This is a genomic window from Bacillus cereus group sp. N11 (genome assembly GCF_016483605.1).
Taxonomy (GTDB): Bacteria; Bacillota; Bacilli; order Bacillales; family Bacillaceae_G; genus Bacillus_A; species Bacillus_A toyonensis.
The window spans coordinates 100,158-115,298 of record NZ_JAEHBN010000002.1; the positions used below are offsets into that span (position 1 = coordinate 100,158).

The following is a 15,141-nucleotide window of genomic DNA, read 5'->3' on the forward strand; positions in this document are numbered from 1 at the left end:
CTTGACAAATGAGCCGATTTATAAGAAGTTAGTTAAAGAGGAATAAAACTGTCAGAATATATTCGCTATTATATTTCAAAACATACTTTCTTCAAGATGATTTTGCTGTATACTATTTATATAGGATTAATATATTTTCTTATGAATGCTATTGAAAAAGAGTATGTGATGATAAATTCTTAAACATGCAAATGAAAACATTTGTTTTCATTTCGTATATACATAAAAATGCTTTGTCAATTCTGTAGGGAGGTATTTCCATGGTAGAGAAAATGAATGAAGAAGTTATGGATTCAAAAGAATTACAAGTTGGTGACGTTGTTACAGGTTCTGTAACGAAGGTTGAAGAAAAACAAGTGCTTGTAAATGTTGGATACAAAACAGATGGCGTAATTCCAATTAGTGAATTAGCTAACGTTCATATTGAAAAAGCAAGCGATGTTGTAGAATTAGATCAAACACTAGAATTGAAAATTATTAAATTAGAAGAAGATGATCTTGTTTTATCTAAACGTGCTGTTGATGCAGAAAAAGCATGGGTAGAATTACAAGAGAAATTTACTTCTGGTCATGTATTTGATGTTACTGTAAAAGATATCGTGAATGGTGGATTAGTTGTGGACCTAGGCGTTCGTGGTTTTATCCCAGCTTCACTTGTAGAAGTACATTATGTAGAAGACTTTTCTGACTATAAAGGAAAAACATTAGCGGTAAAAATTGTTGAATTAGACCGCGAAAAAAATCGTGTAATCCTTTCGCATAAAGCGGTAGTAGAATTAGAACTAGATTCTAAGAAAAAAGAAGCAATCTCTTCGTTAAAAGAAGGGGATATTGTTGAAGGAACAGTACAACGATTAACGGATTTTGGTGCTTTCGTTAACGTTGGTGGTGTGGACGGTTTAGTTCACATTTCGCAAATTTCACACGAACGTGTGGAGCAACCATCTGAAGTGCTAGAGCAAGGTCAAAAGGTAAAGGTAAAGGTGCTATCTGTTGATGCTGATACGCAACGTATCTCTTTATCAATTAAAGCAGCTCAGCCGGGACCTTGGGAAAATGTTGCTGGTGAAATAAAAGCTGGTGATATTCGTGAGGGAGTAGTAAAACGTCTAGTTACATTCGGTGCTTTCGTTGAAATTTTACCTGGCGTTGAAGGGCTTGTGCACGTATCTCAAATTGCAAATCGTCACGTGAAAAATCCAAATGAAGTATTGGAAATGGGACAAGAAGTAAAAGTGAAAGTACTTGAAGTACATGTAGCGGAAAAACGTATTTCTTTAAGTATAAAAGAAGCACTTGAAGAAAATAATGTAACAGAAGATTATAGCAAATATGAGCCAAATGCTGATTCTGCTACTTTCCAATTAAGTGATATTATTGGTGAACAACTGAAAAAATTAAAGAAATAAAGAGGGGTACGAGTGGTAAGGGCAAAACGTAAATTAGATCATATTGAATATGCTCTTTCTACTGGTCAGTCTCGTACGCATGGCTTTCATGATATTGATTTTGTGCATCAAAGCTTGCCAAATTCAAGTTATGATACTATAACATGTGAAACAAAAATCGGCGAACTTTCACTAAGTTCGCCGATTTTTATCAATGCGATGACTGGTGGTGGAGGAGAGCAAACGTTACATATTAATGAGCAACTAGCATATGTAGCGAAACATCATAATCTCGCTATGGCTGTAGGTTCGCAAATGGCAGCGTTAAAAGATGAGCGTGAGGCGGCTTCTTATAAGGTCGTTAGAAAGATAAATCCAAATGGGATTTTCTTTGCGAATTTAGGTAGTGAGGCAACTGTCGAACAGGCAGAGCGTGCCGTTGATATGATTGAAGCAAACGCACTACAAATTCATTTAAACGTTATACAAGAGTTAACGATGCCTGAAGGAGATCGTGATTTTACGGGGGTACTTCAGCGGATTGAACAAATTGTTTTAAAGAGTAAAATTCCTGTCATTGTAAAAGAAGTTGGATTTGGGATGAGTAAGGAAACAGTGCAACAGTTAGTGAGTATAGGTGTAACGGCAATTGATATTGGTGGACAAGGTGGTACAAATTTTGCTGCTGTTGAAAATGAAAGAAGACAGCGAATGCTTTCTTATTTTAATAACTGGGGCATACAAACAACTACCTCGATTATTGAAGCAACCTCTACAAATAACAACCTCTCTTTTATTGCATCTGGGGGCATACAAACAGCGCTTGACGTGGCGAAGGCAATCGCATTAGGGGCGAATACAACCGCATTTGCTGGATACTTTTTACGTATTTTAATGCAAGATGGTATCGAGAAGTTAGTGGATGAAATTGATCTTTTACATACAGATTTAAAATTTATTATGACAGCTCTTGGTGCGAAGACGATAGAAGAGTTGCAATCTGTACCTCTTGTTGTAAAGGGCGAAACGTATCATTGGTTAATGCAGCGTGGTATTGATACAACGCATTATAGTAGGAGATAAAAAACCAACCGAACGGTTGGTTTTTTGTTTTCTATTCTTTTTTGTAATATAAAGTAGGGAACGGAATTAGTATTCTATAAAAAACAGACGTTTAATAAGATTAATTGTATATAAAAATATTATTCGGCGGAATTTGCAATTGAAAAAGAGGTTGCAAAAATGAAAAAATATAGAAGAGGTGATGCTGAATTATTAGAGAGAGCTTAAATTTCCTATGGGAAATAGGTGAAGGTGAAATTATGTCATGAGAAGATTAGCATATAAAATATTATTTCAATATAAATAAAAATCATTAAAATAATTATGAAAAAAGACGGTTTCGGACAATGTCGAAACCGTCTTTTTGTATGTTTAGTGCTGATTTTGCTTGCGAGCTTGCTCCGGTGTATCAAGACTTGTTGCACCAGGATATTGAAGTGATTGGTCGCGATCCGATTCAACGCGGCGTGATTCTCTTAGTTTTCGTTCTTGGCGATCTTTACCCATTGTGAATAGCACCTCCTTATTAAAAGTGTTGCTGTTATATGAAAAAACTATGCGTAAAGAAAGGGGGATTAACTTTCATAAAAAGTTCCCATAATGGAAAACATAGGAGGTGAAATGATGGATGGGAGTACTTTTTATTTTGTAGCTTGGATAGGGTGGGTTATCGTAACTTTCTTTATGAAAAAGGAATCTATTCGATGGAAGTTAAGTGCTTGTATATTGATTTTTATAATTTGCTCTCCGTTACATATAACGATTGCTTCATTCACGGTATCAATAAATGCTCTTTTACTTTGTATTATTTCTTTTATAGGGATTACGCTATATTCTATTTGGAAAAAAATATATACCTTACTTTCGGCGCTTATTATTGCAATGTTATATACAAGTTTTCATTTGTTAGAAGTATATGACCCGATTTGGATTGTGGTGGATAGGTTGTTTCTGTTAAGTGGTGCCCTTGTGTATGCATCAGTTTTATTGCATGGAGATCGTTTCCTGCGATTATGTTCTTTATATATAGGGATGTTGCAAGGAGAGTTGTTAGTGACACTTATTTTTCGGAAACTAAACTTCCCTTATGATTACGGTAGTTTAGCGTTTTTTGATATCATCGCCGTTTCTACATTGTTTATGACAATTTTATTTTGGATTGCAAAAGTATCAGTATACATGGAACAGTTTAAGCGGAAAACACGTAAAAGAAGGGCGAGGGTAATACATGACTGAATATACACCAGCCATTTTATGTGGCGTAATAGCAGGGACGGTAACGAGAGTGTTAATGCTTCGCACGGATACGCGGCAATATCCAACGAGGCTTCATGGGAAAATTATTCATATTGCGATGGGGTTAATTGCCGCAGCCTTAGGAGCGATTGCAATCCCGTCTATTTTGAAAAAAGATTTTTCTGCCATTACATTTCTTACGTTAGCAGCGACGCAATTTCGTGATGTGCGTAATATGGAAAGAAATACGCTTCAACAATTAGATGGATATGAGCTCGTACCGCGTGGAAATACATACATTGAAGGAATTGCATTAGTTTTTGAAAGTCGCAACTATTTGGCGATGTTAACGTCGTTTGCAACGACGTTTGCGTATATAGGGTTCCATTCATGGATTGCTGGAGTAATTATGGCTATAATAGCATTTTTTATTGCGAAAAAATTAATGTCAGGCAAAAGGTTACATGATCTTGTTGATATCGAGCATGTACCGCTTCGCTTTGAAGGAGCGGGGCTTTATATTGATAATATTTATATTATGAATATTGGATTGCCGGCAAGGCAAGAAGAAATTATGAAATATGGAATGGGTTTTATTTTAAAACCGAAATCAATTGATGCGATGGTTACAATTGCAAATTTAGGACAACGGCAAGCTATTTTACATGATGTCTCTGTTGCTCTAGGGATATATAGGGATTCAGGTACACCAGCACTTGTACCGTTAGCGAAGCGTGATTTAGAAGATGGAAGAGTTGGCATCTTTGTCTTGCCGCAAGACCAAGATGCCGAGAAAGCGATAGGTGTCATAGGGAATGTGCCAACGCTAGAAAGTGCCGTTCATATGTCATCGGAAGCCCCGAAAGGAAGGGGAGATAAAAGATGATGTTAGAAAGTGTTATTCTCGCAGTAATTACAACGACACCGGAAAAGTTTGCAGGTGGAGCTCCGTTATTTACTTGTGAGACGAAAGAGGAACTAGAATTTGTTGCAAATAATTTAGAGGCGATATTAGATGGTATTGCGCATCGCTTACAAGAGAATGTATATATTATTGTGAAACATTAGCAACGTGTGTTATAATATGAGGTGTTTTGATACGTTGAGAAATATTCTGGAATGCAAATCCCTTCTTGCACAAAGAAGGGTTTTTTACATAATAAACAGAAGCAAGTTGAAAGGATGAAAGTATATGCCGAAACCAGTAATAGCAATAGTAGGCCGCCCGAACGTAGGAAAATCTACTATTTTCAATAGAATTGTTGGAGAAAGAGTTTCAATCGTAGAAGATATACCAGGTATAACGCGAGACCGTATTTATAGTGCGGGAGAATGGTTAAATCATGAGTTTAACATTATTGATACAGGTGGAATTGATATTGGAGACGAGCCGTTCTTGACACAAATTCGTCAACAGGCGGAAGTAGCGATTGATGAAGCAGATGTTATCATTTTTATGACGAATGGTCGCGATGGTGTAACTGCAGCAGATGAAGAAGTTGCTAAAATTTTATATCGTTCTAAAAAACCTATTGTACTTGCGGTAAATAAGGTTGATAATCCAGAAATGCGTAGTGACATTTATGATTTCTATGCATTAGGATTCGGTGAGCCATTCCCGATTTCAGGTACACACGGTTTAGGACTTGGTGATTTGTTAGATGAAGCTGCAAATCATTTTCCGAAGATTGAAGAAGAAGCGTATGACGATGAAACAATCCGTTTCTCTTTAATTGGACGTCCAAACGTAGGGAAATCATCACTTGTAAATGCACTTCTTGGTCAAGAACGTGTAATTGTAAGTAATATAGCAGGAACGACACGTGATGCTGTCGATACACCATATAGCAAAGATGGTCAAGATTATGTAATTATCGATACAGCTGGTATGCGTAAAAAAGGGAAAGTATACGAAAGCACAGAAAAATATAGTGTACTTCGTGCGCTTAGAGCGATTGAACGTTCTGACGTTGTTTTAGTCGTTTTAGACGGAGAAGAAGGAATTATTGAACAGGATAAAAAAATTGCTGGATATGCTCATGATTCAGGACGAGCTGTTATTATCGTTGTAAACAAATGGGATGCAGTGAAAAAAGATGAGAAAACAATGAAAGCATTTGAAGAAAATATTCGTGCTCATTTCCAATTCTTGGACTATGCACCGATTGTATTCTTATCTGCGAAAACGAAAAAACGTACACAAACATTGTTACCAGTTATTAATGAAGTAAATGAAAGTCATAGTATCCGTGTACAAACGAATGTATTAAATGATGTAATTATGGATGCTGTAGCGATGAATCCAACGCCGACTCATAATGGTAGCCGTCTGAAGATCTTCTATGCGACACAGGTTGCGGTAAAACCACCGACATTTGTTGTGTTTGTAAACGATACAGAATTAATGCACTTTTCATATGAGCGCTTCTTAAAGAATCGTTTACGTGAAGCGTTCGGTTTTGTAGGAACACCGATTCACATTATCGCTAGAGCAAGAGACTAATGGAGAGGATGTGATTTTATGACAAAAATCACAGTAATAGGAGCAGGTAGCTGGGGAACAGCGTTAGCGATGGTATTAGCTGACAATGGACATGATGTACGTATTTGGGGAAATCGTTCTGAACTTATGGATGAGATTAATGCGAAACATGAGAATAGTCGATATCTTCCAGGAATTACATTGCCAAGCACAATCGTAGCCTACTCTTCTTTAGAAGAAGCATTAGTAGATGTAAATACAGTACTGTTAGTAGTACCGACGAAAGCGTACAGAGATGTATTACAAGAGATGAAAGAAATTGTTACAGAACCAGTTACGTGGATTCATGCAAGTAAAGGGATCGAACCAGGTACGTCAAAACGTATTTCGGAAGTGATTGAGGAAGAAATTCCAGAGAACTTGATTAAAGATGTTGTTGTACTGTCTGGACCGAGTCATGCTGAAGAAGTCGGCTTACGTCAAGCGACAACTGTTACATCGGCAGCGAAGCGTATGGAAGCGGCTGAGGAAGTACAAGATTTGTTTATGAATAGCTACTTCCGTGTATACACAAATCCTGATATTGTTGGAGTTGAGCTTGGTGGTGCGTTAAAAAATATTATCGCATTAGCTGCAGGGATAACGGATGGTCTTGGATTAGGTGATAATGCGAAAGCGGCATTAATGACACGTGGTTTAACGGAAATTGCTCGTTTAGGAAGAAAAATGGGCGGAAATCCTTTAACGTTCGCTGGTCTAACTGGTATGGGAGACTTGATAGTAACTTGTACAAGTGTTCATAGCCGAAATTGGCGTGCTGGAAATATGCTCGGAAAAGGGCACTCTTTAGAAGAAGTGTTAGAAAGTATGGGGATGGTTGTAGAAGGCGTAAGAACAACGAAAGCTGCTCATGAATTGGCAGAGAAGATGGAAGTTGAAATGCCGATTACAGCTGCTTTATATGACGTGTTGTTCAATGGGAATGATGTAAAGGATGCAGTAGGCTCATTGATGGGACGCGTTCGAAAACATGAAGTGGAAGCTATACCTGATTTACTTTAAATAAAAGCGACAGAAGTACAATTTGTACTCCTGTCGCTTTTTTATTTTTTGATTGGGTCTTTTCACCATTTTTTTATTTTTGCATAGGATGAAGTGTAACTTGAGGAGAGGGTGAAAAGAATGGATAATAACATTTTTAATAATATTGAGAAGGAAGCGAAAGTGAACAAAGAGGATATTTTTAAATTAGCGTCATCTGTACAAAATGCGAATTTACGTGATGAAACTGTGCTTCGTCAATTGATTCATCAAGTAGCTCTTATGGCAGGACGTGAGGTGCCGAAAGAGCAAGAGGATCAAATTGTAAAAGCGATTATTAACAATAATATGCCAGCAGATTTTGGCTCGTTAAGCAAAATGTTTAAAAAATAAATTATGAGAAACAAAGAGATTGTAGATTGCATATGATAGCCATGAAAGAATGGGAATAGAGCTGGTAAGGGCATATTTGGTCAACCGAAGCGCAAAATAATGCGCTTCGGTTTTATTTTTGTACATAAATTTTGTTAATTTGCATTAAAATGATGAATTGTATTTGTTTAAAGATTTTAATTTGTTAAAATAGTATAAAAATAGATTGAAAGTAAAGGGGTGTATATATGTCAGAAGGGCTTATAAAAATGTGGTTTTCCTTAGGGGCAATGGGATTTATGTTTGTTGCAGTAGTTTTTATTTTATTAAGTAGGCATAAAATGAAAAATAAATTTCTGAAAGGGATTACAGCGTTAGTAGCGTACACCCTCATGATTGTGTCGGGTATTGTTATTTTTCTTGTTGTATTTAGTGGACCTGTGGAGCAGTAAGAGGAGTGTATCTCAAAATGTTACATAAGGAGTAAGTTATACTAGCGTGAAAAGGTGATTGTTAGTGAAAAAAATCCATATTATTTTAATATTTTGTTGCATCAGCGTTTTAACAGGGTGTATGTATCCGAAAGAAAATATGAAACAAAATGCTGTTCCTTATGAAGATCAGTTACAAGTTGTTCAAAAAGCTATTACGACATATAAGGAACAAAATGGTGGGATATTGCCAATTAAAACGCGTGATATGAGTACACCTATTTATCAAAAGTATCCAATCGATTTTCAAAAAATTGCTCCGCGCTACATACAAGAAGCACCAGGGAATGCGTATGAAAGTGGAGGGGTATACCAATACGTATTAATAGATGTTGAAACAAATCCGACCGTAAAGTTAATTGATATAAGGATGGTTGAACAAATTCAGGAATTATCATTAAAATTGAGGATGTACCGTGATGAACATAGATATCCACCGTTTAAAAAAGTAATTTCAGACGGGGTATATGAATTGGATTACAAAAAACTAGGATATAAAGATGTACCGCAAGTGACAAGTCCGTATTCTGGTAAAGGACTTCCTTTTGTAATCAATGAAAAAGGAGAAGTATTTGTTGACTACAGAATCGACTTATATGAAGTGTTAAAAAAAAATGAAGGGCAATTTAAGGAAGGAGAAGATATTCGAAATATACTATCGAAAGACTCCCCATTTGTTCCCGCATATTCTTTACCGTATACGGTGAAGGACGGAGAACCAATTTTTTTTAAATCATAAGTCATGAACCTTTCTTTTAGCGAATAAGTTCTAGAAGAAAGGTTTTTTATGTTATACAACTTGTGATGCAAACAAAAAGTATTTTTTAAATAGTCATATGAAATTGGACAAAATTATTTGATATATTGTCCGAACTTCTAGAATACCATTATATTATATCAGATATTATAGGCAACGTTAGAGAAGGTATTAGTTGACTATATACGCGGAATTATTCCCAAAAATTTTGAGGGAGGGAATCACTTGGAAAAGGTAGATATTTTTAAAGATATTGCGGAACGCACAGGCGGTGATATTTATTTTGGAGTTGTAGGAGCTGTTCGAACAGGGAAATCAACATTCATTAAAAAATTTATGGAACTTGTTGTTATTCCGAACATTGAGAATGAATCTGACCGCCAAAGAGCGCAGGATGAACTGCCTCAAAGTGCTGCTGGTCGTACAATCATGACGACGGAACCGAAGTTTGTTCCAAACCAAGCGGTTTCTATCGAAGTAGATGAAGGACTTGAAGTAAATATTCGATTAGTAGATTGTGTTGGATATACGGTTCCAGGAGCAAAAGGCTATGAAGATGAGAATGGCCCGCGTATGATTAATACTCCTTGGTATGAAGAGCCTATTCCATTCCATGAAGCTGCAGAAATTGGCACGCGCAAAGTAATTCAAGAACATTCAACAATTGGTGTTGTAATTACAACGGATGGAACGATTGGCGAAATACCAAGAAGAGATTATATAGAGGCAGAAGAACGCGTTGTAAATGAGTTAAAAGAAGTTGGAAAGCCTTTCATTATGATTATCAATACTGTACAGCCGTATCATCCGGATACAGAGCAATTACGCCAAAGTTTATCTGAAGAATATGATATACCAGTAATTGCGATGAGTGTAGAGAGTTTAAGAGAAACAGATGTATATAATGTACTTCGAGAAGCGTTATTTGAGTTCCCAGTATTAGAGGTGAATGTAAACCTTCCTAGTTGGGTAATGGTGCTAAATGAAGGGCATTGGTTACGCAAAAGTTATCAAGAAGCAGTTCAAGAGACTGTGAAGGATATAAAACGTCTTCGTGATGTGGACCGTGTCGTTTGGCAGTTTAGTCAATATGAATTTATTGATCGGGCAAGTCTAGCTGGCATTGATATGGGGCAAGGTGTGGCAGAGATTGATTTATATGCGCCAGATGAATTGTACGATCAAATTTTAAAAGAAGTAGTAGGGGTAGAAATTCGAGGGAAAGATCATTTACTGAAGCTTATGCTCGACTTATCTCATGCGAAAATAGAATATGATCAAGTGGCGGATGCCCTGCGTATGGTAAAGCAAACAGGATATGGTGTAGCAGCACCTGCACTAGCTGATATGAGCTTAGATGAGCCGGAAATCATACGTCACGGTTCAAGGTTTGGTGTGAAATTAAAAGCGGTAGCTCCATCTATTCATATGATTAAAGTAGATGTTGAATCGACGTTTGAGCCGATTATTGGTACTGAAAAGCAAAGTGAAGAATTAGTTCGTTATTTAATGCAAGATTTTGAAGATGATCCATTATCAATTTGGAATTCCGATATATTCGGACGTTCGCTTAGCTCTATTGTTCGAGAAGGAATTCAAGCAAAACTATCTTTAATGCCAGAAAATGCTAGATATAAATTAAAAGAAACACTAGAAAGAATTATTAATGAAGGATCTGGCGGATTAATTGCGATTATATTATAAGAAAAAATCCCTCTCATTGTAGAGGGATTTTTTTATTTTTTACGTATGGAATAGAAAAATAAACAGTCATTATCTAATACATTGTTGTAAATTGTCAAGTTTCATCAGATTTTCACATTTTAAGAGTAACAATTTCCTTAAAAATATTGAATTATAAAGGAGAATCGTATAATATAGGCGTTGATAATGATTTATCTACATCTTTGTAGTATAGAATTTGTAAAAATTGCCTACAAATGAAAGTAAGACTCATTTTATGATCATTATACAGTCTTATCTTTGGGAGGAGGTGAATGGCATGAACAAGACAGATTTAATCAATGCTGTTGCAGAAGCAAGTTCCCTTTCTAAAAAGGACGCAACAAAAGCAGTAGACGCTGTTTTTGATTCTATCTTAGAAGCTTTAAAACAAGGTGATAAAGTACAATTGATCGGATTCGGTAACTTCGAAGTTCGTGAGCGTGCGGCTCGTAAAGGTCGTAACCCACAAACAGGTGAGGAGATTGAAATCGCTGCAAGTAAAGTACCTGCATTCAAACCTGGTAAAGCGTTAAAAGATGCGGTTAAATAATCCTTACATATTAACAGGGAAGAAGAGTTTCCTTTTTGGGAACTCTTCTTTTTGCTTTTAAAAACATAAATATGCTAGAATGTGTTCGTATCACTTTTAGGTTTTCGGGAGGGCTAGCGGATGGCAAAAGTTAATTTAGAACAAATTGAACACGCAGTACGCCTTATTTTAGAGGCAATCGGAGATGACCCAAATCGTGAGGGAGTACTTGATACACCGAAGCGCGTTGCAAAAATGTACGCAGAAGTGTTCTCGGGGATGCATGAAGATCCAAAAGAGCATTTGCATAAAGTATTCGGAGAAGATCACGAAGAGCTTGTACTAGTAAAAGATATACCATTTTATTCGATGTGTGAGCATCATCTAGTTCCATTCTATGGAGTTGCTCACGTTGCATATATTCCGCAAGGCGGAAAGGTGACGGGGTTAAGTAAATTAGCTCGTACTGTAGATACAATTGCACGTCGTCCACAACTACAAGAACGTATTACATCAACAGTGGCTAATTCTATCATGGAAGTACTAGAGCCGCATGGTGTAATGGTAGTAGTAGAAGCAGAACATATGTGTATGACGATGCGTGGTGTGAAAAAACCAGGTGCGAAAACGATAACGACGGCAGTACGTGGTGTGCTTGAAAATGATGCTGCAGCGCGTAGTGAAATTTTATCTTTTATTAAAACGAAGTAAAGAAAAGCGGGAAACTGCTTTTCTTTTTTTTACAAGTAAATAAATGATATAGTGTTAGTTGGGCAGAGTGAGAATAGAAAGATTGCTTACATCAATGGAAGGTGTAGCCAAGTTTTGGTTATAGAAAATAGAATGTATGTGTTATAATAAGTTTTATGAATTAGAAAACAAGGGTGATTTTTTGTGTGTGACATCTACGGAGGGTATGCGGGTATAAAAGAGAAATTGATGGAGAAATTACGCCATCCTTATTTTATAAACTATATTGAAGAACCATGTATTGATGAAGAGAAAATAGCATTGTTATATGGAGCTTTAAAAAGTGAAAATTTACATATAGAACAAATTGAGCATTATGTAGTAACGATTATGCTTGTGCAAATTGCGCTTGATACACATGAAAGAGTATCAAACAAAGCGGGGGAAGAAGCGATTGAATCGCATAAACGCCGCCAGTTAACAGTACTTGCAGGTGATTACTATAGTGGGCTATATTATTACTTATTGTCTATGAATCGTGATATTGTTTTAATTCGCGCGCTTGCTGAAGGAATTAAAGAGATTAATGAACATAAAATTATGCTATACCAAAAAGCGCATGACAAGATGGATAACATAATGGAGAGTGTAGTAACGATTGAATCTGCGCTCCTTCAAAAAACATGTGATCATTTCCATTTATCACATTGGAAACCATTTATAACGTATGTATTAGGGAAAAATCGTCTCCAAAAAGAATGTCAACTGTATGCTGATAAACAACATTCACCTGTTTTTCAAGCAGTGCAAGAGGCTTTAGGGGATAAAGCTGATGCAGAAACAGTTATTAATGAATGGATGATGGAATTACGAAAGAAAGAAGATCAATTTTTAGAAGATCACACAGACATAAGTGAAATAAATTCTGTGTTAAGAGATAAATCGAAGACATAAGCAATTTTACATTGGAAGAAGGTACGAGCATGCAACAATCAAAAGAAGAAAGAGTACATGATGTATTTGAGAAAATTTCAGATAAATACGATGTGATGAATTCTGTAATTAGTTTTCAAAGACATAAAGCATGGCGTAAAGAGACGATGCGTATTATGGATGTAAAACCTGGCAGTAAAGCGCTTGATGTGTGCTGCGGGACAGCGGATTGGACAATTGCGCTAGCAGGAGCTGTAGGTGAGCAGGGGAAGGTTGTTGGCCTAGACTTCAGTGAAAACATGTTATCTGTCGGTAAACAAAAGGTAGAGGCGTTACAATTAAAACAAGTAGAACTTCTACATGGAAATGCAATGGAACTTCCATTTGAAGATCATACATTTGATTATGTAACGATTGGATTTGGTTTACGTAACGTACCAGATTATTTACACGTATTAAAAGAAATGACACGTGTAGTAAAACCAGGTGGTAAAGTAATCTGCCTAGAAACATCGCAACCAACAATGATTGGTTTTCGACAAGGGTATATTTTATACTTTAAATATATCATGCCGTTATTTGGAAAGATGTTTGCGAAAAGCTATAAAGAATATTCATGGCTTCAAGAATCCGCTAGTACATTCCCAGGGATGAAAGAATTGGCTCAAATGTTTGAGGAAGCTGGACTTGAACGTGTACAAGTGAAACCATTTACTTTTGGAGTAGCAGCGATGCATTTAGGTATGAAACCAGAATCAAAATAGAAAAAAGAAGTTTTAGGTTAAGGTGAACAATATGAAGTTACAACTTATGTACTCTTTTTTACGATCGGATATTAATGTAATAGAAAAAGAATTAAAAAAGACAGTTGCTTCTGAACAGCCATTAGTAGAAGAGGCGGCATTACAACTCATTGAAGCTGGTGGGAAGCGAATTCGTCCTGTATTCGTGTTGCTTGCAGGGAAATTCGGGGATTATAAGTTAGACGCAATTAAGCACGTCGCTGTTGCGTTGGAACTTATTCATATGGCTTCTCTCGTTCACGATGACGTTATTGATGCAGCGTTTTTACGACGCGGTAGTGCGACTGTGAATGCGAAATGGGGAGATCGTATTGCAATGTATACAGGAGATTATCTGTTTGCTAAGTCTCTTGAATGTGTAACAAATATCGAAATTCCAGAGGCGCATCAGGCACTGTCGCATACAATTTTAGAAGTATGTAAAGGTGAAATTGAACAAATTAAAGATAAATATAACTATGACCAAAATTTACGAACGTATTTAAGAAGGATAAAGCGAAAAACAGCATTATTAATTGCTGCGAGTTGTCAGCTAGGGGCGATTGCTGCTGGTGCTAATCGTGATATGGTAAATCGTTTGTTTTGGTATGGGTATTTCGTAGGAATGTCTTATCAAATTATTGATGACATTTTAGATTTCGTTTCAACAGAAGAGAAACTTGGAAAACCTGCTGGTGGTGACTTACTACAAGGAAATATTACGCTGCCTGCTTTATATGCGATGGAAGATCCAATACTCCGCAAGAAAATCACTTCTGTACATGAAAATACAACAGCAAGTGAAATGAAAGAAATTATTGATGCTGTAAAAAATAGTACAGCTATTGATCAAGCATTTGCGTTTAGCGAACGTTATTTACATAAAGCATTGGAAATAATAAAACCACTCCCACGTGGGCAAGCAAAGTATGCATTACAAAATGTTGCAAAGTATATTGGAAAACGAAAATTTTAGTGTTTATTCTAAAAAATAAAATAATCTCTCTATTTCAAAACTATTGCACAATTGTGATAAGGGTGTTAATATGTGTGTGGGGATATACAATTACATACATAATTCAGAAGTGGAGAGATTTTTTATGGAAAAAACATTTCTAATGGTAAAACCAGACGGTGTACAACGTGCCTTCATTGGGGAAATTGTAGCTCGTTTTGAGAAAAAGGGCTTTCAATTAGTTGGTGCAAAATTAATGCAAGTCACTCCGGAAATTGCTGGACAACACTACGGTGAGCATAAGGAAAAACCTTTCTTTGGTGAATTAGTAGACTTTATTACATCTGGACCTGTATTTGCAATGGTATGGCAAGGTGAAGGTGTAGTAGATACAGCTCGTAATATGATGGGTAAAACAAGACCACATGAAGCGGCTCCTGGAACAATTCGTGGAGATTTCGGTGTAACTGTTGCGAAAAACATTATCCACGGTTCTGATTCTTTAGAAAGCGCAGAGCGCGAGATTGCTATTTTCTTTAAAGAAGAAGAATTGGTAGACTACTCAAAATTAATGAATGAATGGATTTACTAATTATTTTGAAATAATTTGTAAACGCTTTAATCACTGTGATAATAGTAAAAAGTGCAAGAAGAATAGGGGTATTCTTCTTGCACTTTTTTTATTTGGATTAGTTACG

Annotated in this window: 18 protein-coding genes; 17 read left to right on the top strand and 1 reads right to left on the bottom strand. The window is 36.4% G+C overall.

The genetic code is table 11. The features are described 5' to 3' along the window. Window positions 1-260: 260 nt before the first annotated feature. Both rpsA and JDS98_RS04325 read left to right on the top strand, forming a co-directional pair. A complete protein-coding gene (rpsA, locus tag JDS98_RS04320) occupies window positions 261-1,409 on the top strand; it encodes a 30S ribosomal protein S1 (RefSeq protein WP_000229553.1) in 1,149 nt (382 codons plus the stop codon). Window positions 1,410-1,421: 12 nt separating this feature from the next. After that, window positions 1,422-2,471, top strand: coding sequence for a type 2 isopentenyl-diphosphate Delta-isomerase (locus tag JDS98_RS04325; protein WP_000251049.1), 1,050 nt, complete (start codon window positions 1,422-1,424; stop codon window positions 2,469-2,471). Window positions 2,472-2,822: 351 nt separating this feature from the next. Here the strand turns inward: JDS98_RS04325 and JDS98_RS04330 are convergent, their stop codons facing one another. Continuing rightward, window positions 2,823-2,957: a YpzI family protein gene (locus tag JDS98_RS04330; protein ID WP_000513901.1), complete on the bottom strand. Its 135-nt coding sequence runs from the start codon at window positions 2,955-2,957 to the stop codon at window positions 2,823-2,825. Between the two features lie 117 nt (window positions 2,958-3,074). Between JDS98_RS04330 and JDS98_RS04335 the strand changes: the two genes are divergently transcribed. The 15 genes from JDS98_RS04335 (at window position 3,075) to ndk (ending at window position 15,035) form a co-directional block, all read left to right on the top strand. Continuing rightward, a complete protein-coding gene (locus tag JDS98_RS04335; protein ID WP_098911347.1) occupies window positions 3,075-3,686 on the top strand; it encodes a YphA family membrane protein in 612 nt (203 codons plus the stop codon). Further along, complete coding sequence (locus JDS98_RS04340; RefSeq protein WP_000141591.1) at window positions 3,679-4,572, top strand: YIEGIA family protein; 894 nt, start codon at window positions 3,679-3,681, stop codon at window positions 4,570-4,572. The genes JDS98_RS04335 and JDS98_RS04340 overlap by 8 nt, the downstream gene beginning before the upstream one ends. Next, on the top strand, window positions 4,569-4,754 hold the full coding sequence (locus tag JDS98_RS04345) for a capping complex subunit for YIEGIA (RefSeq protein WP_000979055.1): 186 nt from the start codon (window positions 4,569-4,571) through the stop codon (window positions 4,752-4,754). The genes JDS98_RS04340 and JDS98_RS04345 overlap by 4 nt, the downstream gene beginning before the upstream one ends. 124 nt (window positions 4,755-4,878) lie before the next feature. Next, window positions 4,879-6,189, top strand: a complete 1,311-nt coding sequence (der, locus tag JDS98_RS04350) for a ribosome biogenesis GTPase Der (protein ID WP_001125887.1) — start codon at window positions 4,879-4,881, stop codon at window positions 6,187-6,189. 18 nt (window positions 6,190-6,207) lie between these two features. After that, window positions 6,208-7,230 carry an NAD(P)H-dependent glycerol-3-phosphate dehydrogenase gene (locus JDS98_RS04355; protein ID WP_000161758.1) on the top strand — a complete coding sequence of 341 codons (1,023 nt, stop codon included), beginning with the start codon at window positions 6,208-6,210 and terminating at the stop codon, window positions 7,228-7,230. 120 nt (window positions 7,231-7,350) lie between these two features. Beyond that, window positions 7,351-7,602 carry a stage VI sporulation protein F gene (locus JDS98_RS04360; RefSeq protein ID WP_000369753.1) on the top strand — a complete coding sequence of 84 codons (252 nt, stop codon included), beginning with the start codon at window positions 7,351-7,353 and terminating at the stop codon, window positions 7,600-7,602. Between the two features lie 227 nt (window positions 7,603-7,829). After that, entirely contained in the window at window positions 7,830-8,033 is a 204-nt protein-coding gene (locus JDS98_RS04365; protein ID WP_001289001.1) for a DUF2768 domain-containing protein, read from the top strand. 64 nt (window positions 8,034-8,097) lie between these two features. Continuing rightward, window positions 8,098-8,811, top strand: coding sequence for a hypothetical protein (locus tag JDS98_RS04370; RefSeq protein WP_000719829.1), 714 nt, complete (start codon window positions 8,098-8,100; stop codon window positions 8,809-8,811). 243 nt (window positions 8,812-9,054) lie between these two features. Next, window positions 9,055-10,533 carry a stage IV sporulation protein A gene (gene spoIVA / locus JDS98_RS04375; protein WP_000416518.1) on the top strand — a complete coding sequence of 493 codons (1,479 nt, stop codon included), beginning with the start codon at window positions 9,055-9,057 and terminating at the stop codon, window positions 10,531-10,533. A gap of 298 nt (window positions 10,534-10,831) precedes the next feature. Continuing rightward, complete coding sequence (locus tag JDS98_RS04380; RefSeq protein WP_001043860.1) at window positions 10,832-11,104, top strand: HU family DNA-binding protein; 273 nt, start codon at window positions 10,832-10,834, stop codon at window positions 11,102-11,104. A gap of 120 nt (window positions 11,105-11,224) precedes the next feature. Further along, window positions 11,225-11,794, top strand: coding sequence for a GTP cyclohydrolase I FolE (gene folE, locus JDS98_RS04385; RefSeq protein ID WP_001151479.1), 570 nt, complete (start codon window positions 11,225-11,227; stop codon window positions 11,792-11,794). A gap of 183 nt (window positions 11,795-11,977) precedes the next feature. After that, on the top strand, window positions 11,978-12,727 hold the full coding sequence (locus JDS98_RS04390) for a heptaprenyl diphosphate synthase component 1 (RefSeq protein WP_000332836.1): 750 nt from the start codon (window positions 11,978-11,980) through the stop codon (window positions 12,725-12,727). A 29-nt stretch (window positions 12,728-12,756) separates the two neighbouring features. After that, complete coding sequence (gene menG, locus JDS98_RS04395) at window positions 12,757-13,470, top strand: 2-heptaprenyl-1,4-naphthoquinone methyltransferase (RefSeq protein ID WP_001187664.1); 714 nt, start codon at window positions 12,757-12,759, stop codon at window positions 13,468-13,470. 31 nt (window positions 13,471-13,501) lie between these two features. Beyond that, entirely contained in the window at window positions 13,502-14,464 is a 963-nt protein-coding gene (gene hepT / locus JDS98_RS04400) for a heptaprenyl diphosphate synthase component II (RefSeq protein ID WP_000776088.1), read from the top strand. 124 nt (window positions 14,465-14,588) lie between these two features. Beyond that, window positions 14,589-15,035, top strand: a complete 447-nt coding sequence (gene ndk, locus JDS98_RS04405) for a nucleoside-diphosphate kinase (RefSeq protein ID WP_000415890.1) — start codon at window positions 14,589-14,591, stop codon at window positions 15,033-15,035. Window positions 15,036-15,141 lie beyond the last annotated feature (106 nt).